The 25,077-nt window shown below is 58.2% G+C and carries 20 protein-coding genes; 11 read left to right on the top strand and 9 right to left on the bottom strand.

Features of this window, described 5'->3' with window-relative positions:
- Positions 1–83 precede the first annotated feature (83 nt).
- The 8 genes from ACZM8Y_RS09770 to ACZM8Y_RS09805 all read left to right on the top strand — a co-directional run bounded on the left by ACZM8Y_RS09770 (position 84) and on the right by ACZM8Y_RS09805 (position 8,459).
- The gene (locus ACZM8Y_RS09770; protein WP_302552894.1) at positions 84–446 is read left to right on the top strand and encodes a molybdenum cofactor biosynthesis protein MoaE; all 363 of its coding nucleotides are present in this window, start codon (positions 84–86) and stop codon (positions 444–446) included.
- A 152-nt stretch (positions 447–598) separates the two neighbouring features.
- Complete coding sequence (locus ACZM8Y_RS09775; RefSeq protein ID WP_482332461.1) at positions 599–1,441, top strand: TatD family hydrolase; 843 nt, start codon at positions 599–601, stop codon at positions 1,439–1,441.
- A gap of 518 nt (positions 1,442–1,959) precedes the next feature.
- Positions 1,960–2,970, top strand: coding sequence for a PhoH family protein (locus tag ACZM8Y_RS09780; protein WP_482332456.1), 1,011 nt, complete (start codon positions 1,960–1,962; stop codon positions 2,968–2,970).
- Positions 2,936–5,458: an HD family phosphohydrolase gene (locus tag ACZM8Y_RS09785; protein ID WP_482332468.1), complete on the top strand. Its 2,523-nt coding sequence runs from the start codon at positions 2,936–2,938 to the stop codon at positions 5,456–5,458. The genes ACZM8Y_RS09780 and ACZM8Y_RS09785 overlap by 35 nt, the downstream gene beginning before the upstream one ends.
- Positions 5,455–5,964: an rRNA maturation RNase YbeY gene (gene ybeY, locus ACZM8Y_RS09790; RefSeq protein WP_482332454.1), complete on the top strand. Its 510-nt coding sequence runs from the start codon at positions 5,455–5,457 to the stop codon at positions 5,962–5,964. Before ACZM8Y_RS09785 ends, ybeY begins: the two co-directional genes overlap by 4 nt.
- Before the next feature lie 227 nt (positions 5,965–6,191).
- Positions 6,192–6,509, top strand: a complete 318-nt coding sequence (locus tag ACZM8Y_RS09795) for a TusE/DsrC/DsvC family sulfur relay protein (protein ID WP_302552899.1) — start codon at positions 6,192–6,194, stop codon at positions 6,507–6,509.
- Between the two features lie 404 nt (positions 6,510–6,913).
- The gene (locus ACZM8Y_RS09800) at positions 6,914–7,936 is read left to right on the top strand and encodes an OmpA family protein (RefSeq protein ID WP_302552900.1); all 1,023 of its coding nucleotides are present in this window, start codon (positions 6,914–6,916) and stop codon (positions 7,934–7,936) included.
- 73 nt (positions 7,937–8,009) lie between these two features.
- Entirely contained in the window at positions 8,010–8,459 is a 450-nt protein-coding gene (locus ACZM8Y_RS09805) for a hypothetical protein (RefSeq protein WP_308771504.1), read from the top strand.
- A gap of 992 nt (positions 8,460–9,451) precedes the next feature.
- Here ACZM8Y_RS09805 and selD read toward each other — a convergent pair.
- The 5 genes from selD to glnH all read right to left on the bottom strand — a co-directional run bounded on the left by selD (position 9,452) and on the right by glnH (position 16,009).
- Entirely contained in the window at positions 9,452–10,501 is a 1,050-nt protein-coding gene (gene selD, locus ACZM8Y_RS09810) for a selenide, water dikinase SelD (RefSeq protein WP_482332448.1), read from the bottom strand.
- Positions 10,502–10,612: 111 nt separating this feature from the next.
- Complete coding sequence (locus ACZM8Y_RS09815; RefSeq protein WP_482332445.1) at positions 10,613–12,139, bottom strand: YifB family Mg chelatase-like AAA ATPase; 1,527 nt, start codon at positions 12,137–12,139, stop codon at positions 10,613–10,615.
- A 572-nt stretch (positions 12,140–12,711) separates the two neighbouring features.
- Positions 12,712–14,412: a SulP family inorganic anion transporter gene (locus tag ACZM8Y_RS09820; RefSeq protein WP_308771762.1), complete on the bottom strand. Its 1,701-nt coding sequence runs from the start codon at positions 14,410–14,412 to the stop codon at positions 12,712–12,714.
- 53 nt (positions 14,413–14,465) lie between these two features.
- Positions 14,466–15,167 carry an amino acid ABC transporter permease gene (locus ACZM8Y_RS09825; protein ID WP_302552905.1) on the bottom strand — a complete coding sequence of 234 codons (702 nt, stop codon included), beginning with the start codon at positions 15,165–15,167 and terminating at the stop codon, positions 14,466–14,468.
- A gap of 83 nt (positions 15,168–15,250) precedes the next feature.
- Positions 15,251–16,009, bottom strand: a complete 759-nt coding sequence (gene glnH / locus ACZM8Y_RS09830; protein ID WP_302552907.1) for a glutamine ABC transporter substrate-binding protein GlnH — start codon at positions 16,007–16,009, stop codon at positions 15,251–15,253.
- Between the two features lie 418 nt (positions 16,010–16,427).
- Between glnH and ACZM8Y_RS09835 the strand changes: the two genes are divergently transcribed.
- Positions 16,428–17,168 (top strand): basic amino acid ABC transporter substrate-binding protein, encoded by a 741-nt coding sequence (locus ACZM8Y_RS09835; protein WP_302552908.1) that lies wholly within the window; start codon positions 16,428–16,430, stop codon positions 17,166–17,168.
- 370 nt (positions 17,169–17,538) lie between these two features.
- Here the strand turns inward: ACZM8Y_RS09835 and ACZM8Y_RS09840 are convergent, their stop codons facing one another.
- Positions 17,539–17,724: a hypothetical protein gene (locus ACZM8Y_RS09840; RefSeq protein WP_489501718.1), complete on the bottom strand. Its 186-nt coding sequence runs from the start codon at positions 17,722–17,724 to the stop codon at positions 17,539–17,541.
- A 554-nt stretch (positions 17,725–18,278) separates the two neighbouring features.
- Positions 18,279–18,470 carry a hypothetical protein gene (locus ACZM8Y_RS09845; protein ID WP_487479965.1) on the bottom strand — a complete coding sequence of 64 codons (192 nt, stop codon included), beginning with the start codon at positions 18,468–18,470 and terminating at the stop codon, positions 18,279–18,281.
- A gap of 292 nt (positions 18,471–18,762) precedes the next feature.
- Here ACZM8Y_RS09845 and ACZM8Y_RS09850 point away from each other — a divergent pair, with 292 nt between their 5' ends.
- Both ACZM8Y_RS09850 and ACZM8Y_RS09855 read left to right on the top strand, forming a co-directional pair.
- Entirely contained in the window at positions 18,763–19,689 is a 927-nt protein-coding gene (locus ACZM8Y_RS09850) for a helix-turn-helix transcriptional regulator (protein WP_482332437.1), read from the top strand.
- Between the two features lie 50 nt (positions 19,690–19,739).
- Positions 19,740–20,363: a nitroreductase family protein gene (locus ACZM8Y_RS09855; RefSeq protein WP_482332434.1), complete on the top strand. Its 624-nt coding sequence runs from the start codon at positions 19,740–19,742 to the stop codon at positions 20,361–20,363.
- Between the two features lie 1,002 nt (positions 20,364–21,365).
- Here ACZM8Y_RS09855 and hysA read toward each other — a convergent pair.
- Entirely contained in the window at positions 21,366–22,790 is a 1,425-nt protein-coding gene (gene hysA, locus ACZM8Y_RS09860) for a NiFeSe hydrogenase large subunit HysA (RefSeq protein WP_479859771.1), read from the bottom strand.
- A gap of 15 nt (positions 22,791–22,805) precedes the next feature.
- Entirely contained in the window at positions 22,806–23,756 is a 951-nt protein-coding gene (gene hysB / locus ACZM8Y_RS09865; protein ID WP_487480272.1) for a NiFeSe hydrogenase small subunit, read from the bottom strand.
- Positions 23,757–25,077: the final 1,321 nt, after the last annotated feature.

A 25,077-nucleotide genomic window follows, 5' to 3' on the forward strand; every position in this document is an offset into this window, starting at 1 on the left:
GTTCTTACTTTCAAAACGGGCTCTTTCCGTCAGAGTTCATCCGGGAAGTTCTCCCGGACAGGCCTTGACCACAGGAGAAAACGATGGATACCACAAAGATTCTGGCCGACCTCAAGAAGCGTCCCGGCTTTGCCGAAAACGTGGGCATGGTGCTGGTGCACAACGGCGTCGTGCGCGGGTGGGCGCGGGCCGACCATGCGCCCGTGAAATCCATGAAAGTCTCGCATGACCGCGCCAGGATGGACGCCATCTGCCGCGAGCTGGAACAGCAGCCCGGCATCTTCTGCATCCATGCCGAAGCCGTGGAAGGCGAACTGAAGCCCGGCGACGACGTGTTGTTCCTCGTCGTGGCCGGGGACATCCGCGAACACGTCAAGGCGACGTTCTCGGAACTCCTCGACCGCATCAAGGCCGAGGCCGTGATCAAACAGGAATTCACCGAGTAAGCCTGTTCGGGAAAGGCCGCCCCGTTTTGCCGTATTGAAGCCGGGGCAGGCGCTTTCCCGTGCAGCGCGACGGCAAAAGCCGCAATCCTCCACGGGCCTTGACGCGACATACGGCGGCAAGGCCCCCAAAAATGCCCTCAAGGGGCCTTTCCATGAGCAAGAAAAAAGATACGCCGCGTCCGCTTCCCGATACGCTCGGCCTTCCCCCCACAGGGGCCGACTCCCATGCCCACCTCGACTCAGAGGGGATCATCGAACGGCTTCCCGAAGTTATGGAACAGGCCCGGAACGCGGGCCTTGCCTCCATCGGGCAAGTGTTCCTCGGCCCCGCCGCATACCACGCGAACAAGGACACGTTCGCCGGCTATCCCGGCGTGTTCTTCCTGATGGGCATCCACCCCTGCGACGGGCAGGAATGCACCGGGGCCACCCTCAAGGCCATGCGCGAAGCCTTTGCCGAAGATCCCCGGCTGCGGGCCGTCGGTGAAATCGGCCTCGATTTTTACTGGAAAGACTGCCCGCCCTTCATTCAGGAGGAAGCCTTCCGCGTCCAGCTCGCCCTCGCCAAGGAAACGGATCGACCCGTGGTCATCCATTCGCGCGACGCGGCAAAGGACACCCTGCGGATTCTGGAAGCCGAAGGCTTCGCCGGGTGCCCCGTGCTGTGGCACTGCTTCAGCGGCGATGCCGTGGAGTTCCTTGATCGTTTCCTTGCCAACGGCTGGCACCTTTCCATCCCCGGCCCCGTGACCTACCCCGCCAACCACAGCCTGCGCGAAGCCGTAAAGCGCATCCCGCCGGATCGCCTGATGGTCGAAACCGACTGTCCCTATCTTTCGCCCGTTCCGTGGCGGGGCAAGCCCAATGAACCGGCGCTCGCCGCCTTCACCGCCGAAACCGTGGCCCTTGAGCGCGGCATGGCCCCCGCCGAACTCTGGACGCTCTGCGGCGACAACACCCGGCGCTTCTTCAATGCACCCGACAAGGGGCTATAACCGGCTACCCCCTTAACAATCTCCAACAAACGCCCATACTGCCGCCACCGCCGCGAAGCGTTTCAGCCCCAAACGGGCCGGGGCCACACCGGAGCCATGCCATTCCTCCCCGTTTCCCTTCCATCCCCGACAGCCCTCCGCGCCATCCCTCCCTGAAAGCCGGAAAGCCTTCGCTGACGGAAACACCCGACCGCCCGGCGTGCCGCCCACCCCCTTGAACAGGGATTCGATAAACCCAAAAGTCTTTGAGGGATGGGGGGAGGGGAGAAGGGGGCTTTCTTCAGAAAGTCCCCTTCTCCCCTCCCCCGCATTATCAACCCTCCCACACGAAACAAGGAACCGTAGACGCTTCGCCGCAAATACGATAGGTTCAACCTACCTTGTATGCAGGCAACGCCACGGATGGGAAAGCGGCGTTCCGCGGCAGGGCATTCCCGAACTGCCGGACGGCCCGCCGCCCGTGCAGCGGATCCGACAAACCGTCCCCTCCGGCGGCCTGAGGCCGCCTCTCTGAGCTTATGCAAAAACCCGCATCGTCAACGGCCTTTGTGGAAACCCTGTCCTTTGATGACCCGACATTGGCCAATGCCCTGTTCGGGCCGCACAACGCCCACCTCAACGCCATCGCCGAGCGCACCGGGGCGGATCTCTCCACGCGGGGGGCCACGCTGTCCGTGGCGTCCGACGACCCCGCGCTGCGCGAACGCATCCTGAACCTGTTCACCCAGTTTTACGGCCTGCTGCGAAGCGGGCACGCGCTCCAAAGCTCCGATCTGGAACAGGGGCTCCAGATCCTTGAAAGCGATCCGGGCTCGGATCTGCGCCGCTCGTTCCGCGATGAGGCCGTGCTCTCCCTGCCCAAGAAGACCGTCACCGCCCGCAACGCCGCCCAGCGCGCCTACCTGGAAACGCTGCGCAGCAACGAAATGGTCTTCTCCGTGGGCCCGGCCGGAACCGGCAAGACCTACCTTGCCGTGGCGATGGCCGTACATATGCTCAACACGCGGCGGGTGCGCCGCATTATCCTGACCCGCCCCGCCGTCGAAGCGGGCGAGAAGCTCGGCTTCCTTCCCGGCGATCTCGCCGAAAAGGTCAACCCGTACCTGCGCCCCCTCCACGACGCCCTGCTTGATATGCTTGGGCCCCAGAAGATGGCTTCGCTTCAGGAAATGGGCATCATCGAAGTCGCGCCGCTGGCCTTCATGCGCGGCAGGACGCTGAACGACGCGTTCATCATCCTTGATGAAGCGCAGAACACCACGCGCGAACAGATGAAAATGTTCCTGACCCGCCTCGGTTTCGGCTCACGGGCGGCGATCACCGGCGATATCACCCAGATAGACCTGCCCGCTCAGGGCGAGGACAGCACGTCCCGTTCCGGTCTGGTACATGCCCTGCATGTCCTTAAAGGCGTCAAAGGCGTTGCTTTCCGGCATTTCACTTCCGCCGACGTGGTACGCCACCCACTGGTCGGGCGAATAGTACAGGCCTATGATGACTACGAGAAATTCCCCTCTTCGCATCAATGAGCTTTCCCGGATAACACGGACGCTGTTCCGGCAGCACCATCACGGCACGGGGCTTGCCGTCCTGATCGCCACCCTGTTCGTGCTCTCGTTCCTGGCGGGCCTCCAGCCGCCCATGCAGTTCCGGGTGTTCATGGCCGGGGAAGTCGCCGACAGCGATGTCGTCGCGCACCGCAGCCTGACGGTGGAGGACACCGAGGCCTCCAAGCTCAAGCGCAATCAGGTCGCCATGCTCCAGCCTACGGTGTTCGACCTCAGCGTGACCGAAATCGCCGCGCTGCGGCAGAAGATTTTCGGCATACTCAAGCTGATCAACGGGCAGGAGGCCTCCCCGGAGGCACAGGACGCCTTGCGCGCTTCGCTTGCGGAAAAACTCGCGACGCCGGTCAGCACGGATCTGCTCGCCCAATGGATGAGCCCCGCCGTACAGGAATACATCCTCTCCACGGGCCTGCCGTGGTTTGAAGACCGCCTGCGCGAGGGCGTGGTGGGCGACGTGCGCCTTGCCCTGCCCTCCAAGAACGGGATCATCGTCCGCGACGTGGACACAAAGGCGGAAACCCTGCGCCCCAACGTGTCGGATATCCGTGACGTGCCCGCCGTGCTCGCGGCCTTCACGCAGAAGCTGCGCTCCGCCGAAAGGCTCACCCCGCAGGGCCGCCGCGCCGTGCTGGTCCTGTTCTCGCCGCTGATCATGCCCACCCTCACCCTGAACCGCGAGGCCACGCAATCCCTCGGCAATGCCGTGGCCCAGACCGTGGAACCCGTCTACTACCATATCCAGAAGGGCGAAGTCGTGGTTTATCAGGGCGAACGGGTCACCCGCGAGAAGCAGCTCAAGCTCCAGAGCCTCTACCAGAAGCAGGAGGGGCTGATCCATTCGCGCACTGTGGCGGGGACATTCGTCTTTTCGCTTATCCTGACGCTCGGCCTGTTCATGGCCCCAAGCGGAAAACCGGGCACCCCCCTAAGGAAAAAAGACTTTCTGTTCATCTCGCTGCTGGTGTTCACCTTCGGCATCGCGGCGAAAGGCACCTATATGCTCGTGGGCAAGGTCGTCCAGCCGCAGGACATCGCCCTCGTCATCCACTTCTTCCCCGTGGCGGGCGCCGCGGGGCTGTGCGCGCTCATCTTCGCGGCCCGGCGTTATTGCGTGGTGGGCCTGCTGATATCCCTGTTCGCCTGCGTCATGCTCAAGGCCGACCTGCCGCTGTTTTTATTCTTCTTCCTCTCCGCCATGCTGAACACATGGCTCGTCATCCGGGCGCAGAGCAGGCAGGACGTGGTCATCGGCATCATCCCGCTGGCGCTTGGGCAGATCGTCATTGCCCTCGGCAGCGGCTGGCTGGAGGGTTTCCGGGGCGGCAACACGTTCCTGTGGCTCTTCGGCATCGTTTCCCTCAACGCCTTCATTTCCATAGCCATCCTGTTCGCCATCAGCCCGATCATCGAAATGGCCTTCCGGTATACCACCCGGTTCCGGCTCATGGAGCTGATGAACCTCGAACAGCCGCTTCTCCAAGACCTCATGGTGGCCATTCCGGGAACCTACCACCACTCGCTGGTCGTCTCCAACATGGTGGAGGCCGGGGCCAAGGCCGTGGGCGCGAACAGCCTGCTGTGCAAGGTCGCGGCCCTGTACCACGACATCGGAAAACTGGCCTATCCCGACTATTACATCGAAAACCAGTTCAACGGCCCCAACCGGCACGACAAGCTGGCTCCGGCCATGAGCGCCCTCATCCTGCTTTCGCACGTCAAAAAAGGTTCGGAACTCGCCGCGCAGCACCATTTGGGCGATGAAATCGGGGACATCATCCGCCAGCACCACGGCACCGGGCTGATCAAGTTTTTCTACGCCAAGGCCAAAGAATTGGGCGAAAATCCCCGCATTGAGGACTACTGCTACCCCGGCCCGCGCCCGCAGACCCGCGAAGCGGCCATCGTCATGCTTGCGGACGCGGTGGAGGCATCCAGCCGCACCCTCACCGATCCCACGCCCGCGCGCATCAAAACGCATATCGACACGATCATGAAGGGGATCTTCTCCGAGGGCCAGCTTGACGAATCCGAACTGACATTCAAAGACCTTCATAAGCTCTCGGAGAGCTTCGCCCGCATCCTGACGGGGCTTTTCCATCAGCGTATCGCCTACCCCGACTTGAACAAGGACAAAAAAACGGCCTGCGACAAACCCGAACAGGCCAAGATGCAGGCCAAGCCCGAAGAAAAGCCGGAGCAGCGCCCCGACGCCAGGCGCACGGCCCTCTACGCGGCCTCCAGCATGATGCCGGGCCCCTCCGGTACGGCGGCAGCCGCAAACGGGCCGGGGCAGCAGGGCGCGGCGGCTCCGGCGGAGCCCCATACGCCCGTGCCCCCTCCAGCGAATCCGGGCACGCCCATTGACCTTGTCTATCCCGTCGTTCCCGGCCAGCCGAAACCCGCCGACAAAGGGCCGCTGACCATGAAGCCCACGGGGAAACGCCCATGAGCACGCACGCCCCCTTTATGCCGGGCCAAGCCGATGCCCCCGCCGATCCCGGCAACCTCCGGCTCAACCTTTCCGGCGGCGGGCTGTGCTGGCGGCTCCCGTTCTGCAGGACGGAACTGCACCGGGCGCTCTCGGCCATGCTCCGCGCCGCAGGTTCCGGGCCTGCGGAGCTGGATCTCATCCTTGTGCGCGATGCGGGCATGGCGGGCTACAACCTGCGGTACATGGGTTGCCACGGCCCCACCAATGTCTTATCTTTCCCAATAGACGAGCAGATCGCCGGGCCGGGGGGCGAAAGCGCCCCCGTCCAGCTCGGAAGCCTCGTCTTTTCCGTCGACACCCTGCACCGGGAAACGCTCCTGTACGGGCAAGAGCCCAAGGAACATTGCCTCAGGCTTCTGGCCCACGGGCTCGGGCATCTGGCCGGCTACGACCACGGCCCGGAAATGGACGGATTGTGTTCCGAAATGCTCTCAGCGGCACTGGCTTGGCTGAATGCCCAATGAAGAGCAAAAGGGGAACAACTGCTTGCCATTTCCATAACGCTGTGATAGATGCCCTCCAATATGGAAGCGCCTCAGATGTGCCCCCACACATCCGGCTGCTTTCTGCGGGCTCTGCACTGGGGTCCGTCGAGTGGTGAGTGATTCCATCAGATTTTTCGATTTCATTCTGTATGGAAAAGCGTGACAGGGTTTCCTAGTCACATAAACTGTCCAAGGAGGACGCACACATGGCTGAAGTCACCTACAAGGGTAAAACCTTCGAAGTTGATGAAGACGGCTTCCTGCTCAAGTTCGATGAGTGGTGCCCGGAATGGTTGGAATACGTGAAGGAATCCGAAGGGATTACCGAACTGAACGAAGACCATCAGAAGATTCTTGACTTCCTTCAGGACTACTACCGCAAGAACGGGATCGCTCCTATGGTGCGCATCCTGTCCAAGAACACCGGCTACAAGCTGAAAGAAGTGTACGAACTCTTCCCCTCCGGCCCCGGCAAGGGGGCCTGCAAGATGGCTGGTCTGCCCAAGCCCACCGGCTGCGTGTGATCCCATCTTAGGGAAGATGACGCGCCGTAAAGCCTTTCGGCAAGCGGCTGCGTAGGCATTGTTCCCATACAGGGTGAGAGGTTTTCTCTCGCCCTGTTTTTTTATTGCCATCTCTCATTGAAAAGACCCTGTTTCGGGAAAAAAATACAAGTAAGGCTCTTTACCTTTGCACAACCCACAGGTAGAGTCTCAGTCAAGTGAATATGGCAATGCCGAAAGAACGGTTTCGCCGGCCGGATGACGTTATGAGGATGCCCGGCCGGGACGACATTGCAGCACCTCCTGAGCAAGGGAAAGGCCAAAGGGCCTTGCCGCACATATTCGCTGTCAATTTTTGCAGGACGCTTTGCCCTTGCCGCTCCGGCCGGGGTGAAAACGCCTAACTCAAAGAAACGGAGGCTCACATGAAATTTTCCCGTTCTATTGTCCTCGCCGTCGCCCTGATTTTCGCTTGGGCTACGGCCGGTTTTGCGGCCCACTCGGTCGAAATCTGCCAGAAGCGCATTGAAAGCTTCAACTATCTGGTGGACTACTCCGGCTCCATGATGATGAACTTCCCCTCCGTCGGCAAGACCAAGATGGCCGTTGCCAAGGAAGTCATCAAGCGCGTCAACGCCGTGGTGCCCGATCTCGGCTATCAGGGCGGCCTGTACACCTTCGCCCCTTACGGCGCGGTCGTGAATCAGGGCCCGTGGGTTCCCTCCACCCTCGCCGCCGGCGTCGACAGCCTGAAGGACAACCTCGAAACCTTCGCCCGCTTCACGCCCATGGGCGACGGCATCCAGGCCCACAACGGCATCATCAGCCAGATGACCCCGCGCGCTGCCGTCATCCTCGTGAGCGACGGTGAAAGCAACCGCGGCATCAGCGCCATCGACGAAGTCAAGGCCATCTACGCCGCCAATCCGAACGTCTGCTTCCATGTGATCTCCGTTGCCTCCTCCCCCGAAGGCCAGGCCACTCTGGACGCCATCGCGGCCCTCAACGCCTGCTCCGTCTCCGTCAAGGCCATCGACCTTCTCAAGAGCGACGCCGCCGTCGACAAGTTCGTGGGCGATGTGTTCTGCCAGGAACGCGTGGCCGTCGTTGAAGACGTCGTCGTCCTCCGCGGCGTCAATTTCGCCTTCGACAAGTATGACCTGACCTCCGAAGCTCAGGGCATCCTGAACGAAGCCGCCCGCATCATTATGGAACACCCGGACATGAAGGTGCAGCTCCTCGGCTGGACCGACAGCATCGGCACCGACGCTTACAACCTGAAGCTCTCCCAGCGCCGCGCCGACGCCGTGAAGAACTATCTCGTTACGCAGGGCGTGCCCGCCAGCCGTATGATCGCCATCGGCAAGGGCAAGTCTTTCCGCTATGACAACAACACGGAAGAAGGCCGGTACATGAACCGCCGCACCGAACTGGTCTTCATGGACTAGTACGCAGGCAACAATCAACAAAGGCCCGGCGGAGTCCCGTCGGGCCTTTTGTGCTCAAGAGGATCTTTCCCCAATGCAGTTAATCAAGAAATCCGCACTGTTCGCTCTGGTTCTTTCGTCCTCCCTGATCTGCGGCCAACAGGTTCAGGCCGCTAAGCCCAGCGCCGCCCCCGCTCAGGAAACCACCCTTGAAGTGAAGGCCAAACTCGACGCTTTCGCCAAGAACCATGTGGCCCGCGCCAACGACACCCTGAAAAACAACCGCAAAAACATGCTGGTGACCAAGCAGGGCAAGGGCTATGTGGCCCGTTATACGGAAGTGGACGCCTCCACCATGACCACGGAAATCTATCCCGGCAAGGGCCCCGGCTGCGAATATGTGGGCCACATCGTGTATCTTGAAAAGGTATATGAATGCACCGGCAAGACCATCTCCGAGGCCAAGACGGGCACCTTCACGGCCCCGAAAGCCCGCCGCATCCGCGAACTGACCCGCTATGACGGCAAGAAATGGATCTACTAGCTGAATGAGCCGGGGCGCTGCCCCGGCCCCCCGGCCCCCTCAAAAAGCATATGAAAAGGCCGGACGGCAATGCCGTCCGGCCTTTTCATATGCTTTGGCGGCGCAAAACCTTACTTTTTAGCTCTGTTATAGTGTGTGATTGTTTCACACTGCGGTAAAAACACAGCCTTTTTCTCCGGTTTTCCCCTTGGCGGGAGCCACGGATAAGGCATTTTGCCGGTTATCCCTTTGGAACTTCAAAGAAAAAAGCATCAACCATTTTTATAACACAGCCTACTTTTTTATAGGCTCTGTCATAGTATGTGGCTGTTTCATCTCCAAAGCACGGTGAAAATACGGTCTTTTTATCCAGTTTTCCCATTGGCGGAATCTAGAGCTAAGGTATTTTGCTGGTTATTCCTTTGGAACTTCAAGGAAAAGGGCATCAACCATTTTCTAGGATACAGCCTTTTATAAAGGCCATGCCGCAGCAAATCGATATTTTAGAGCAAATGAACTTTAAAAATGCACAATTTTAAAGTTTAAGACACGCCCGATCCGGCATAGAACAACGCAAATACATTGCGCTTACACCTTCGCAACACGCCTGCTTCCCGCAGCCGGAAGAGTATTTTCAACATGAAAACGCTCTAGGTTGTGTCGTCATTTTACATATAATTATTTGAAATTATTGAAAACAATTTTTTTGTAACCTAAAAATAGTTACAATAATTTCAATAAATTATATCTAATTGATGACATGACCTAGGACGTGTTCACACTATGCTGAATTTTTCCAATGGGTGAAGCGGGTTGGAAGGAACATTCAACATGCTAGAAAATTAGATATAACCATTTGTAAAAATATATTTATTCTTTATTTGTATGGGCACACCCCAGCGTACGGCCTCCCCACCACTCGAAAGTCTTAGGAGGAGAGGGGGAGGTGCAGGAGGGGGAGAGGAAGCCCTTCTTCAGAAGGGTTCCTCTCCCCCTCCTGCTGCCTTCACCCCTCAGCTCAAAAGAAGCTGAGGGCCGTCCCTCAAGGGCAAAACGCGCCCGATAAGCCACGCGGGTTCACCGAGGGCGGCAAGACGCTCCTGAGCCTCCTCCACGCGCTCCTGAGGCACAGCCAGCACCAGCCCCCCGGACGTCTGCGCGTCGAATACGAGAGTGGCCCTCAGGCTGTCCACACCGGGGCCCACATGCGTGCGGCAGGAACAATGCCTGCGGTTGGCGTAACTGCCTGCGGGGATCAGGCCGTCAGAGGCGAACTCCTCCACATTGTCGATAAACGGCAGCGAGGCGGTATCCACCTCGACGACGGCTTGGGAACCCCGCGCCATCTCCAGCAGGTGCCCGCCGAGCCCGAACCCCGTGATATCCGTCGCGGCCTTGAGGTTCATGGCCCGCAGCACTTCGGCGGCGTTCGCATTCAGATGGGTCGCCCAACGGTAGAGATCGGCTTCGGCCTTGTCGCTGCCGTCCCACTGCGCCTTGATTGCGGTCGCCAGCACGCCCGTGCCGAGCGGCTTGGTCAGCACGAGCGCATCTCCGGGGCGCAGCCCCGCATTGCTGGCTACGGCGTCAGGAGCCACATAGCCGGTCACGGACAGGCCGTATTTGATTTCCGCGTCTTCCAGCGTATGCCCGCCGGCAAGCACGGCCCCGGCCTCGACGATTTTTTCAAGGCCGCCCGCCAAAATCTCGGCAAAGACCTCCAACGGCACATCCTGAGCCGGGAACGCCGCGATATTCATCGCAGACCACGGAAACCCTCCGACGGCGTACACGTCCGAAAGCGCGTTCGCCGCCGCAACCTGACCGAACAGCCGGGGATTGTTTCCGAGAGGGCTCAGCACATCCACCGTCTGCACCAGCGCCATCCCCGCAGGCGGCGTTCGGAGGATCACGGCGTCTTCATTGTGCTCGAAACCGTGCAACACGCGCCCCTCCGGATCCGGTACCCCCGGCAGGGACGACAATACCTGCTCCAGCAACTCTGGAGCCGTCTTCGCCGCTCAGCCGGCGGCCCTGGCTTTGTCCATCAGTCTGAACGACATGACATGCTCCTTGAATGAAGGTTGATGATGGAAAAACGAAACAATGAGGGGAACGCACGGCCCGTGTCAGCTTCCCCTCAGGCAGCCCATCCCCGCCGTTTGGGGGAGGGCCTAGAGATCTTCCCTGTCCAGCACGCGGCAGCCGATGGCCTCTGCCAGATGGGGAACCCCGATGGATTCCGCCCCGGCGAGATCCGCAATCGTCCGGCTTATCCGCAAGATCCGCGTATAGGCGCGGGCGGAAAGCGCCAGCCGCCGCACGGCTTCCCGCAGGAAAGCCCTTTCCGGCGCTCCCATGCCGCAGTGCGCCTCAAGAAGGCTGCCGAAAAGATCGGCATTCGTCCGGCAATAGGGAACCTCCGCATAGCGCGCTTGCTGCACGGCCCGCGCGGCAAGCACACGTTCGCGCATCCGGGCCGACGTCACAGGCGAGGCCCCTGCCTGCAACTCCTCATACGGCACGGCGGGCACGTTGATGTGCAGGTCGATGCGATCCAGAAGCGGCCCGGAAAGCCGCGACCGATACCGCCGGATCAGCCCCGGCGAACAGACGCACGTATGCCGGGGATCGGTGGCATAGCCGCAAGGGCACGGGTTCATGGCCGCCACCAGCATACAGTCAGCCGGAAAGGTTACCGAATGCGCCGACCGGGATACCGTCACCGTACCGCCCTCAAGCGGCTGCCGGAGCATGTCGAGCGTATTCTTGCCGTATTCCGGCAGCTCGTCGAGAAACAGCACGCCCCGGTGGGCGAGAGAAACTTCGCCGGGCCGGGGATACATCCCGCCGCCGACCAGCGCCGCATCGGATACCGTGTGGTGCGGTTCGCGGAAAGGACGCTCGGATACGAGCCCCTTGCCGCCGAGCATCCCCGCCACGCTGTAGATTTTGGTCACTTCCAGCGCCTCATCCGGCGCAAGGGGCGGGAGTATGGACGGGATGCGCTTGGCGAGCATGGTCTTGCCGCTTCCGGGCGGGCCGATGAGCAACAGGTTGTGCGCGCCCGCCGCCGCAATTTCGATGGCCCGCTTGGCATGCTCCTGCCCTTTGACGTCGGCGAAATCCAGAATCCCCCGCGCAGGGCCGGCGTCAGATACGGGCGGCGCGGCGGGCGTCAGCTCGCATTCGCCCGTGAGGAAGCGTACGGCTTCGTCCAGCGTCGCCGGGCCATAGGCGGGAAGCCCCTTGACCAAGGCCGCTTCAGAGGCGTTTTCCGGGGCGGTGACGATGCCCTTTGCGCCTTCGTTCCGGGCCAATATGCCGAGCGGCAGGACACCGGGCACAGGCTTGATGGCGCCGCCCAGCGAAAGCTCCCCGGCGAGGAACCAGCCCTCCAGCCGTTCCGCGGGCAAGATGCCCGCCGCGCCCAGCAAAGCCACAGCCAGCGGCAAGTCGTAGGCGCTTCCGGCCTTCCGGCGATCCGCAGGCGCCAGATTGACGGTGATGCGCGCCGCAGGCAGCGTGAACCCGCACGAACGCATGGCCGCGAACACCCGTTCCTTGGCTTCGCGTACGGCGCCTTCCGCAAGCCCAACCATCACAAAGGCAGGCATCCCCTTCCGCAGGAAATCCACTTCCAGATCCACCCGGAAGGCGTCCACGCCCTGCAACGCCCCACATGCCAGCCTGACGATCATACTTTATCCTTTACGCAGTGTCTCCGGCGGGCCCGTACACATATTGATCCGGCACCCGTCCCGCCCAGCGTCGGGGCAAACGCCAACGCCCCATACACAATATCCGCCCCAAAACTAGCATACAACCGCCAAGCAAGACAAACGGCCGCCTGCGCGCCGGACGGCCCTCCTTTTCCCCCTTCACCGCAGGCCGCTTTTTTCCACGCCCATCCCCAAAGGCTCCCCATAAAAAAAGCTCTGTTATAGTATATGGTTGTTTCATCTCCACAGTGCGGTGAAAAATAGAGCTTTTTTTCCAGTTTTCCCCTTGGCGGGATCCACGGCTAAGGTATTTTTCCGGTTATCCCTTTGGAGTTTCAAGGAAAAAAGCATCAACCATTTTCTATAACACAGCCTAAAAAAAACGCCCGGACGGCATCGTCCAGACGCGGCCCGCCGGGAAAACCGGCGGCAAAGGCCTGATAAACGGGGAGCCTTTGGAGAGGCACGGGCCAGCCCAACGGTTTCGGGAAGGGGCGGGAAGGCTTTCTCCAGAAAAGCCCTCCCGCTTCTCCCCGATCCCATATGGCGATCTACTTCCGTTTCTCTTCCTCAAGAATCTCTTCGGCGCGCAAAAGCGCCTCGTCGAGCGACGGGTAGATGTTCTCCTCACCAACGGCGCGGAGGATGCCGACCCGCTGGAGCGTCCTGCGGGCGGGTTCCTGCACGGCGGCAAAGAGGACGCGGCAGCCTTCCTGACGGCGCTCAAGGAACGCCTCCAACGCGTGGATGCCGGTCATGTCGATGGCGGGCGTGTTGTGCAGGTACATGATGAACACCTTGGGAGGCGTCTCCATCGCATCCAGCGTGGACTGGAACCGGTCGGCCACCCCGAAGAACAGCGGCCCGTTGATGGCGAAAATCTCCACGCCGTCAGGCACGGCTTCCTCATCGGGAAGCGGGATGTCGTGCGCGGCGGCCTCTTCCTCTTCGCCGGAAACGCAGGTGTGGATGCCCGTCAATTCGCTCATGCGGCGCATGAACAGCAGGGAAGCCAGCATGACCCCGGTATACACGGCTACGGTCAGATCGAAGACCACCGTCAGCGCGAAGGTCAGGATCATCACCGACCAGTCGGACTTCGGCCCCTGGAAAATATGCCGCACCGTCCGCAGATCGCTCATGTCATAGGCGACCATGACCAGCACGGCGGCGAGGGCCGCCAGCGGGATATACTCGGTCAACGGCAGGAGCCACATGACCACCACGACGAGGAACAGGGAATGCACGATGGCGGAAATGGACGAATTCGCACCGGCGCGCACGTTGGTCGCCGTGCGGGCAATGGCGCCCGTGGCGGCGAAGCCGCCGAAGAACACCGAGGCCACGTTGCCGATGCCCTGCGAAATCAGCTCCATGTTTGAATTATGCCTGTCGCCCGTCATGCTGTCCGCCACCACACAGGCCAGCAGCGACTCGATGCCCGCCAGCAGCGCGATGGTCAACGCATCGGGGAACAGCTCGCGGATGCGCTCGAAGGTGATCCCGTACGGCAAAGTGAACTCAGGGAAGCCCGTGGGCAGCGAGCCGAACCGGGAACCGATGGTATCGGTGGGCAGGGAGAACAGCCACACCAGCAGCGTGGACAGGAACACGGCCACCACGGGCGCGGGAACTTTGGGGATCTTGCGCCTGACGATCAGGATGACCAGCAGCGTGAAGGCCGCCACCCCGAACGTCGCGGGGCTGAAATCCATGGCGTTTTGGGCATAAGCCCCCCACTTGTCGAAAAATTCCGGCGGAGTATCGACAAGCGGCAGCCCGAAGAAATCCTTCATCTGAGAGGAGAAGATCAGCAGCGCAATCCCGGCGGTGAACCCCGTCGTCACCGGGTAGGGGATGTATTTGACCAGCGCCCCCAGCCGCAGGAACCCGAAGATGACAAGCAGGATGCCCGCCATCAGCGTGGTCAGGACAAGCCCCTCGTAGCCGTGCCGGGACACGATGCTGTAAATGATGACGACGAACGCGCCCGTCGGCCCGCTGACCGGGAACCGGCTTCCGCTGAAAAACGCCATGAAGAAACCGGCGACGATGGACGTGTACAGCCCCCGTTCCGGCGTCAGGCCTGAAGCGATGGCGAACGCAAGCGCGAGCGGAAGCGCCACAACGCCCACGGTGATCCCCGCCGAAATGTCCTTGGACAGCATCCCAAGGCTGTACCCGCTGCGGATTGTCTTAAAAAGGCTCGGAACAAGCGGGGACTTGTGCTGTGCCGGCTGTGCGCTGGACATGAAACCTTCTCCTCCCAACAAAACGAGGCATGAAAAGATGAAATGAAACGGCCCTACACGAGCGGATCCGACGGAACCGCCGGGACGGAGCGCCTGCCGATCATGAGCTTGCGCTCATAATAGCGGAGCACCGCGGAAATGCTCAGCGTCATGGCCAGATAGAAGATGGCGACGGTAATCCACACTTCAAAGGCCCGGAAGTTCACGGCGATGATTTCCTGCCCCTGCCGGGTCAGCTCTCCCACGCCGATGACGACGAGCAGGGAGGTGTCCTTCAGCGAGATGATGCACTGGTTGGTCAGCGGCGGGATCATGCGCCTAAAAGCCTGAGGCCAAATGATGTAGAGCATGGTCTGGGCCTGCGTGAGCCCGGTGGACCGTCCGGCTTCCATCTGCCCCTTGTCGATGGACTCGATGGCGCCGCGCACGATTTCAGCGATGTACGCGCCGGAGTTCACGCCGATGGCGATGACGCCCGCCACGTCGGGGGGGATGCGCATGCCAAGGGCCAGCGGCAGGCCGAAATAGAGGAACATTACCTGAACGATCAGCGGCGTCCCGCGGATCGTTTCGATGTAAATGATGGCGATGCCGCGGAGGAGGCGGTTCCGAGAGGTATTGGCAAGCCCGGTGATGATGCCGAGCAGCAGACCGACGAGCAGCCCGCCCAGCGTGATGATGAGCGTCAGCTTCATCCCGCCGAGGAGCTGGGGCGCGGTTTCCAGAATGATCGAAGGTTCAAAATCAAAAGCCATGAGGCACCCGATGGATTAAAGGAGAAAAAGGGACGGGGAGGCAGAAACCTCCCCGTTGCTCTATTCCAGCGAATAGAGACACCCTACATATCGGATTCCTTGGGTGCGAAACCGAACCACTTTTCATACAGCTTGGCGTAGGAGCCGTCCTTGCGCATCTGCGCAAGGACGCCGTTGACCTTCTTCACCAGCTCTTCGCTGCCCTGGGTAAAGCCGATGCCGTACTTCTGGCCTTCGTACAGGGGGCCGACGACCTTGGCCTTGCCCTTGCCGGCGGTGGTGGCGAACGCGGTCACCACGGGCATGTCGAACACCACGGCGTCGACGCCCTTGCTGAGCAGTTCAAAGAACATGCCGTCGTTGTTGGGGAACTGCTTCAGTTCCTTCGCCTTGCCGAAGTCCTTCATGAACGGTACGGAAGAGGTGCCGGTCTTCACGGCAACGACCTTGCCGGCGAGATCCTCAACCTTGCTGATGTTCTTTTCGTCTTCACGGACGAGGATCTTGAGGCCGGACGTGTAATAGCCGTCGGAGAACTGCACGACCTTGGCGCGTTCAGGCGTGATGGTCATGCCGGCGATGCCCACATCCACGTTGCCGGTCTGGAGGCCGGGGATGATGCCGTTGAAGTCCATAGGCTGAAACTTGTAGGAGAGGCCCAGCTTCTTGGCGATGGTTTCCCAGAGTTCAATGTCAAAACCGGTGAACTTGCCGTCCGGCCCCTTGAATTCAAAGGGCATGAAGTTGGTGTCGTGAGCGACGACAAGTTCTTTGGCAGAGGCGGGGGCGACCAGCACGGTCATGAGGGCAAGACCCATGATCAGGGCAGCGATACGTTTCATTATCAACCTCTTTAGGTTAGGGGAGAAAGGAAGGGCCGCATCCGGAACCTTCGGAAAAACGGCGTGGCCTTTTCCACTGCGGAGGGACGGACCCGTCCCGGCGACGAAAACCGGGAGGCACCCACGCGATTCCTCCAGCGCGGGCCCCCCTGTTCCGGGGAGGGGCGTTTCCCATGCCGCCGGAATCCCCGACTCCTGCGGCACACACCCTTCCCCAGCATATCAACGCCTAGAATCACGCATCCATCAACAAAAATCAAGAGCAGATGCCGTATTTCCGTAAAGCCGCGCCCCGCGCCGGATCACGGATGCCGCATTCCTCCTGCTGCGCCCATCTCCCTGCGGCCGCTTTTCTTTTCTGTTGACGCGCCCCCTGCTCATGCCTAATACTCCTTCCTTATTTTTAGGAGGAGAAACCATGTTTCGTACCGTATTGACCAGCCTTCTCGCCGTATTGGTGCTTTGCGGCTCCGCATTCGCCGCAGAAAAAACGCTCATCGCCGCCGCCAACCCCACATGGCCGCCCATGGAATTTCTTGACGAAAACAAGAACATCATCGGCTATGACCGCGACATCATTGCCGCCATCGCCGAAGAAATCGGCATGAAGAGCGAGTTCCGCAACATCGCGTGGGACGGCATCTTCGCGTCGCTCGAATCCGGGCAGGCCAACGTCATCGCTTCCTGCGTGACCATCACCGACAAGCGCAAGAAGGCCTATGTGTTCTCCGATCCCTACTACGAAGTCCATCAGGCCGTCGTCGTCGCCAAGGACTCCGCCATCAAGAAGCCCGAAGACCTCAAGGGAAAGAAGGTCGGCGTGCAGATCGGCACCACCGCCATCGAAGCGCTGCGCAAGATGAACGTGGATATCGACCTCCGCACCTATGACGAAGTCGGCCTTGTGTTTGAAGACATGCGCAATGGCCGCCTCGACGTCGTGGTCTGCGACGACCCCGTCGCCCGCTACTACGCCAGCCGCAAGGAAGGTTACAAGGATCTCATGAAGGTCGCCTTCCTCACCGAAGACGCCGAATACATCGGTTTCGTGTTCAGCAAGGACAACGCCGAACTCGCCGCCCAAGTCAACAAGGGCCTCAAGGCCATCCGCGAGAACGGCAAGGAAAAGGCCATCCGCAACAAGTGGCTTGGCGAATAGTTTTTTTGGATTGAAGATTGGGGAGGGGAAAGGAAAACTTTCTGAAGAAAGTTTTCCTTTCCCCTCCCCAAACCCCACCCCTTTCCTTTCAAAGACTTTTGCCCTTATCGAATCCCTGCTGCCGGCTTTCCCTGTCGGCAAGAAGCCCCGCCCAAACGTATCCGTTTGCGCGGGGTGTTGTTTGTTGGAAAGGCGTTGCGGCGTAAAGGGGATGCACCCGGAAGGAAAACGTGAAGGTGGCGGAAAGGCATTACCGCAAAACAGACATCTCCCATAAGGCGTTGTGCCGAAAGAGTATGCCCCGTCCAGTACGGCCCCCTACAAGATGCTTACGCTGAAACGATGGTGAAATACGGGCCGCAATGGGGCATCAAGGGTTCGGAAGCACGACGGCCAGTGGAAAAACAAAAGGCTGTGCCATAGGAGCCGGGTGATGCTTTCCTTCTCGAAAATCCAAGGGAATAACCAATAATGTGCCGCAGCCATAAAACATCAACGGAAAATAAGAAAAGTCTGCATTTTCACCATATTGCGGAAATAAAACAACACATCCCATGACAGAGCCAAAGAAAAAGGCTGTGTTATGGAAAATGGTTGATGCTTTTTTCCTTGAAGTTCCAAAGGATTAACCAATAAAATGCCTTAGCTGTAGAGCCCGCCAAGGGGAAAACCAGAGAAAAAGGCTGTATTTTCACTGCACTGTGGAGATGAAACAACCACATACTATAACAGAGCCAAGAAAAAAGGCATTGGCATATAAAAAGTGCTGTTTCATTTACATGAGAATGCACTTTTTATATATTTGCTCTTTAATGAGCAAAGATTATAAACTAAGATTGTATCATAATAGTTGATGCTTTTTATTGAAGCCCCAAAGGAATAACCAACAAAATACTTTGGTCATGGATTCCGCAAATGGGAAAATTGGATAAAAAGGTTCTATTTTACCGTACTGTGGAGATGAAATAACCATATGCTATGACAGAGTCTATGAAGCATACGAAAACGCTTACCGCATCCCCGGAAATATAGGCTGCCCATTGAGGAAAATATTGAAGAACCGTTCACTAGAAATGATTACAGGAAACAGGCAATATATGGAAACGGTTTTCATAAATCGACACAGTATGATAGGCGAATGGCCCTTAAAACTTTTGGCTGTGTCATGGGAAACGGTTGATGTTTTATTTCTTGAAATTCCAAAGGAATAACCAATAAAGTTCCCCCATCATGGAGTCCGTCAGCAGAAAAACTGGAGAAAAAGTCTCTCTTTTCAGCATACTGCTGAAATAAAGCAACCATATGCTATGACAGAGCCAAACTTTTTGAAAAGGCTCCATCATTAGGCTATGATTGTTCCATCTCCCCAATATGGGGATACGGCCTTTTTATCCAGCCTTTCCGTTGGCAGGCTCCATAGCGGAAGCATTTTGTCAGCCATCTGACTGCAATTAAAAATAAAATATCAATCGATCATTGTAACGGCCCCTTTGGAAAACTGTTCCAAGCCAGTCCCCGTGCTTTCTGAAAGATACCGCGGCGCGGCCCGTCGCACAGCTTTTGCGGGGGAGGGCTCCTTTTCAGGAGTTTTTCCATGCACGTCGAACGTCTTTTCCAGATCGTTTTTTTGCTCATGAGCGGCTCATGCGGTACGGCGAAAGAACTGGCCGAGCATTGCTCCGTCTCCGTCAGAACCATCCAGAGAGATTTGGATGCCTTGAGCCTTGCCGGTATCCCCATCTTTTCCAACCGGGGGCGGGGGGGCGGCACAGGACTGCTCAAGGAATTTACGCTGGACAAAACATTCATGACCGAGCAGGAGCAGGCTGATATTCTGCATGGGCTCCAAGCCCTTGAGGGTGCGGGATACCCCGGCGGCAATGCGGCCCTCCACAAGCTCGCCGCCCTGTTTCGGAGAAAAGCCGAAGACCGCTGGCTGCGGGTGGATTTTTCCTCGTGGTGCGGCTCCGGGTTCGGCAAGGAAAAGTTCCACCAGCTCAAAGAAGCCATCTTGGCGAAAAAAGTTATCCGCTTCACCTATTTCAGCTCAGAAAACCGGGTGTCCGAGCGTTTCGCGGAACCGTTGTGCCTGCTGTTCCGTGAACGGGCTTGGTATGTTTGCGTCTTTGACAGGCAAAAAGGCCGGGAAACGGTGCTGCGGGCCTCACGGATCCGCGATTTGCACGTCATGGAAGAAACGTTCGAGCGCACCATGCAGGATGATCCGATGGCGACGCCGGACTACTCAAAAAGCTATACCCTGCAACGGGTTGTGCTCCGTATAGATGCCAAATGCGCTTTCAGGGCATTCGATGAATTCCCGGAACAAGATATCCGCCCACAGCCCGACGGCTCTTTTTTGATTGATGAGGAAATGCCCATCAACGAATGGCTGACGGGCTACCTCCTTTCCTTTGCGGACGGCCTTGAAGTTATCGAGCCGGCAAGCCTCCGAACGGCCCTGAAAGAAAAAATCCGCTCCATGCAGGAAAAATATGACAAACAGTTGTCCGGTTCCTAGCGTACAGTCCCCCCATACATCTGCGAAATATTCAGAGCATGGAGGTAAAAATGGACGTATATGAAGCAATCAGGGCCCGGAGAACCATCCGTGACTTCAATGGCAGGCAAGTTGGAATGGACGCCCTTGAGCGGATCATCGGCGCAGGCTTGAAAGCCCCGACCAACAACCATCTGCGCCAATGGGAGTTCGTCATCGTAAACGGCAAAGAAGAGAGGGCCAACCTCCTCCGGGTAAAGAACATGACCAGCCGGGACGAGTGCGAAAAAATGCTCGACGGCTTCGGCATGACGGATGAGGTTCAGCGCAATATGTATCATGAGGCCATGCCCAGACAGTTCTCAATGCTCTATAATGCCGGATGCCTGATACTTCCCTTTTTCAGGGTGCGGGAACCGCTGCTCCAACCAAGCTCGTTGAGTTCCCTCAATGACTTTGCCTCAATCTGGTGCTGCATTGAAAACATACTCATCGCCGCCGCTTCCGAAGGGATATTGGGCGTAACCCGTATTCCTATGGCGGAGGAATCCGAACACATCAAAAAGATTGTCGGGCATCCTGAAAACTATGTCATGCCCTGCTACATCGCCTTGGGCTATCCTGCGGAAAACGCATCTGTACCGGCTCAAAAACGTATTTGCGTAAAAGACAAAATACATAACAATATATGGTAATATCACCAACTGGCATCTTGCTTTTTTCCGCCGGGCGACCGCAGGATACCGGCAAGAAGACATAACAGACCCGGCAAGCCTGAATTTCCAAAGGCTATGCCATAAAAAATAGTCGATGCTTTTTTTCTTGAAGTTCCAAAAGAATTAACCAACAAAATGCCTTAGCTATGGATTCCGCAAGGGGAAAACCGGAGAAAAAGTCCGTATTTTCACCATACTATGGAAATGAAACGACATGATCTGACAGAGCCTTCCCAAACGCCAAGCCCTTGTTATCCTGTTCAATGAATACAATGAGGCTGTGTCATAAGGAGAGGGTTGATGCTTTCTTGAATTTCCGAAGGAATAACCAAGCACAATGCCTCAGCCATTGCGTCCGCCAACGAGAAAAAGGCCGTGCTTTCACCATACTGAGGGGTTGAGACAACCATATGCTGTGACGGGGCCTACAGTTACAAGAAAAAACTTAGGCCCTGCCATAGCAAAAGCCTGTTATGGCATTTCACACAATTCTCGATACTGAGGAAAGTGTTTTTCACCGTTTGGCTTACCAGAAAAACGCTTCAAAAAGGCTGTGTTATAGAAAATGGCTGATGCTTTTTTCCTTGAAGCTCCAAAGGATTAACCAGAAAATGCCTTATCCGTGGAGCCCGCCAAGGGGAAAACCGGAGAAAAAGGCTGTATTTTCACTGAACTGTGGAGATGAAACAACAACAAACTATAACAGGGCCTTCAAAAAACAATAAAATCAACTGATTTCAACTTGTATCCGTCTGTCAAATGTTGTGACAGAGCCAAAGCTCATCCGCGTGCTTCAAAAAAATCCCGGCTTCCCGCCGGAACGGACTCCCGCCGCATAACCTCCCCACCAGTCAAAAGTCTTTGGGGGAGTGGGGGAGGCTTGGAGGGGGCGAGGGGGACTTTCTCCAGAAAGGCCCCCTCGCCCCCTCCAAATTTTTTCTACTCAGCCTTGGCGTGCAGCACGTGCACGGCGCAGCCAAGTCACGGGTCGTAGGCGCGGATCACTCGCCCAACGTTGACAGGGCTGCCAACATCGGGAACGGGAACGCCGATAAGCGCCTCCTCAACGGCCCCGCGCTTCCCGGCGTCGTCCCGCGGCGAACAGTTCCACATGGAGGCGGCGACCACCGCGTAGTCGTCGATCACGCCGTTCTTCACGCGCATGTAGTGGCACAGCGCGCCGCGCGGCGCTTCGGTAAAGCCAATGCCCTCCCCGGCCTGCGGGACTTCCGGCAAGGCGAAAGTCTGCGCGCCCGGCTCCAGCTCACGCAGCCAATACTCAATCATGCCGAGGAGCTGATACACCTCCTCGACGCGCGCCACGTTGCGCCCCATGATCGAAAAAGCGGGGTTCTCCCCAATCTCGCGGAACGTCTCCGCACGGATGCCGAACATATCGGCAAAGAACCGCTGGCCAATGGGCGAAAGCGGCTTGTCGTTGATCCACATGCGCGCCAGAGGGCCGACTTCGACCCGATGCCCGGCATACAAGGGGGCCTTGATGAAGCTGTACGCGCCCTCCTTGCCCACCTGCGGATTGGATTCCGATTTCTGGAGCGGCGTGCCGGAAGGTGCGGGCTCAAACCACGAATAACGCACATCCTCAAGGATGCGGTTCCCGTCGAACGGCTCGTCACGCCCGTTGATGTAGGCCCCGGCATTGAAGAACTGCTCGCCCTTCCTCGCCAGCGGGAACACGCCCACGCACAGGGCGTTCTTGTAGCCGTGCGCCATCCCGAACATATCCATGTAGCGTGAGGCGATGGTGTAGACCAGCGGCAGGTAGCGGCTTTCCACGAACTTCCGTACCTGCTTCATGCGCGCCGCGTATTCGAGAATCGTCCCGCGGTCGGGGATCTGCGCCGCGCCGCCGCCGAGGATGCCCTGCAAGTGCGGCATACGCCCGCCGAACAGCGCCACAAGCTGGTGGCAGACCTGCCGGACTTCCAACGCCTCGATGTATTCGTCCATCGCCAGCGTGTTCTGCTCTTCGGAAAGCCGCAAATCGGGATTCCGGTAGCGCGGGATGAACGGCACGGTATCCGGCCCGTGGAAATAGTCCTGCCCGCCGAGATGGTAAAAATGCAGGATGTTGGACTGGAGATAATTGCCCGCCAGCATCAGGTTCCGGGCTATGCGCCCGTTTTCGGGCACCTCGACGCCGCACACGGCCTCAATCGCAAGGGACGACGCCGTAGCGTGCGCCACAGGGCACACGCCGCAGATGCGCTGTACGATCTGGGAGGCGTCGCGGGGGTTCCGCCCGCGCAGGATGGCCTCGAACCCCCGGAACATGCCGCCGGTGATCCACGCGTCGGCGACTTTGCCGTCCTCCACCTGCACCTCGACCTTGAGATGCCCTTCAAGCCGGGTAACGGGATCGATGGCGATAACGGTCTTGCTCATGCTGCCTCCGGGCGATCAGTTTTCATAGAAGGGGGACATGCCGTCGGGAAAATTGGGCGACGTGCAGCCCACGCAGGTGGCGTTGGCGATGCACCAGTTGACCCCGCCGTTCCACTTCCGCGTGGCGGAGTCGCAGCCGCTCCACGGCCCCCGGCAGCCGAGCTCGAACCGGCACCCCTTCTTGTCCGTCATGGACGGGGAGAAAACACCGTCCTCAAAAGAGCCCAAGTACGGGCAGCTCAGATGCGTGTTCGGATAAAACACCTTGGGCCGCCCAACGTCGTCAAGCCCGCGCATGATCTCCAACACGCCGCCTTCCGTGCCCTTGCGCTTCATGGCGTCGAGCAGGAGGGCCAGCGTCCCGACCATCCAGTCGGGGTGCGGAGGGCAGCCCGGAACATTGATTACCGGGGTGGGGATGCCCCGCATCTTCAAAAATCGGCTTACGCTCACCGCTTCCGTCTGCTGCCCGCGCGCCGCCGGAACCCCGCCGTAGGACGAACACGTCCCGGCGGCAACGACGGCCGCCGCGTTCCGGGCCAGAATGTCCGTGGTTTCAGCCACGGTATATTCATGGTGATCCACTTCCCCCACGACGCAGTATTTCCCGTCCGCCTTCAAGGGGATGGAGCCTTCGACGATAAGCACGTACCGGCTGTTGAACTCGTTTGATTTGTCCAGCATGTTCTGGAAGGCGAGCTGTCCTTCGGCGGCCATGATCGTGGGGTGGAAATGCATGGCGATGATTTCCAGCAGTACCTTGGCGATGCCGGGGTGGGCGTTGTTGAGCAGGGACACGGTGCAGCCCGTACACCCCTGCCCTTCGACCCAGAACACCGGAGGGCGCTGTCCGGTCAACGTTTCCGCAAGCACATCCCGCACGAACGGGTGAAACATGCCGGAAACCCCGATTCCCGCCACCGTCCCGGTGCAAATACGCACGAAGTCCCGTCGGGTAAGTTCCATAGGAAACCTCTTGTTTCGGTTACAGACGTATTCGGGGGAGGAGCCCCCCGCAGGAAGGGCGCCTCCCCCATTCCCTCCCCCAAAATATCCGACAGCGGGGAAGGCCAGCGTCGCCCCGGCGGGAGAGTGCGCCGGGGGCTCCGCCTCTCCAACGTATCGTGAGGGAGCCGTGAATCAATGATTATAAGGGGTAAAGAGAGAGAGAGAAGGGAGGGAGAAAATCGGGGGAGGGAGCTTTTTGAAAAAAGCTCCCTCCCCCGAACCCCCTCCCGCAAAAACTTCGGCTGGTGGGGAGGGCAACGCAAAAGGAGTTCGTCCCGATGCAAGAATACGCCTCAGAAGGGATTGAGCTGGTTCTGCATAGGGCGCGATGTTTCACAGTGTATGGTGTAAATGCAGCCTTTTCCAGCTTTTCCGCTGGCAGGCCCCAGACTAGGCCGTGTCGTCAATTAGATATAATATATTGAAATTCTTTAATTATTTTTAAGTTGTAAAAAGATTACTTTTAATAATTTCAAATAGTTGTATGTAAAATGACGACACAATCTAAGACATTTTGTCGGTTCTCTCTAAAACTTCAAGAAAGGAAACAACAAACATTTACTGTGGCGTCACCAAATATTCCCGAAACCCTTCCATAATAAAAAGGCTGCGTCATAGAAAATGGCTGACTCTTTCTTAAAGGCTGTGTTATAAAAATGGTTGATGCTTTTTCCTTGAAGCTCCAAAGGGATTACCGGCAAAATGCCTTATCCGTGGATCCTGCCAAGGGGAAGCTGGAGAAAAAGGCTGTATTTCCACCGCACTGTGGAGATGAAACAACCACAAACTATAACAGAGCCTTCTGTATTCAGAACACGCTAATAATACCGCATTGTTATATCATTATTCCCTTGGGGAGCTCCAAATTAAGGCATTTGTTGATTCGCTCTTTAGAACTCCAAAAAAGGAAATATCACCATCTAGCTAGTATGGAACAGCCGAGTATTCTTAAAACCCTTCCGTAATAAAAAACGCCCGAACGTTTTCTTCCGGGGCGTCTTTTGGGGATGGCCCTGTCATAATATAAGGCTGTTTTATCTCCACAGCATGCTAAAAATACAGAGCTCTTCCCAATTTTTCCGCTGATGGCCTCCACGGTTGAGGCATTTTATTGGCCATTCCTGTGGAACGCCAAGAAATCAAGCATCAACCGTTTCCTATGACACAGCCTTCTGGATTGCACTGGAAAACCTGTCAAAAAGGATTCGATAAAGTCAAAAATCTTTGAAGAGGAAGGGGTGGGGTTTGGGGAGGGGGAGGAGAAACTTTCTCTAGAAAG

Source organism: Bilophila sp., assembly GCF_057864385.1.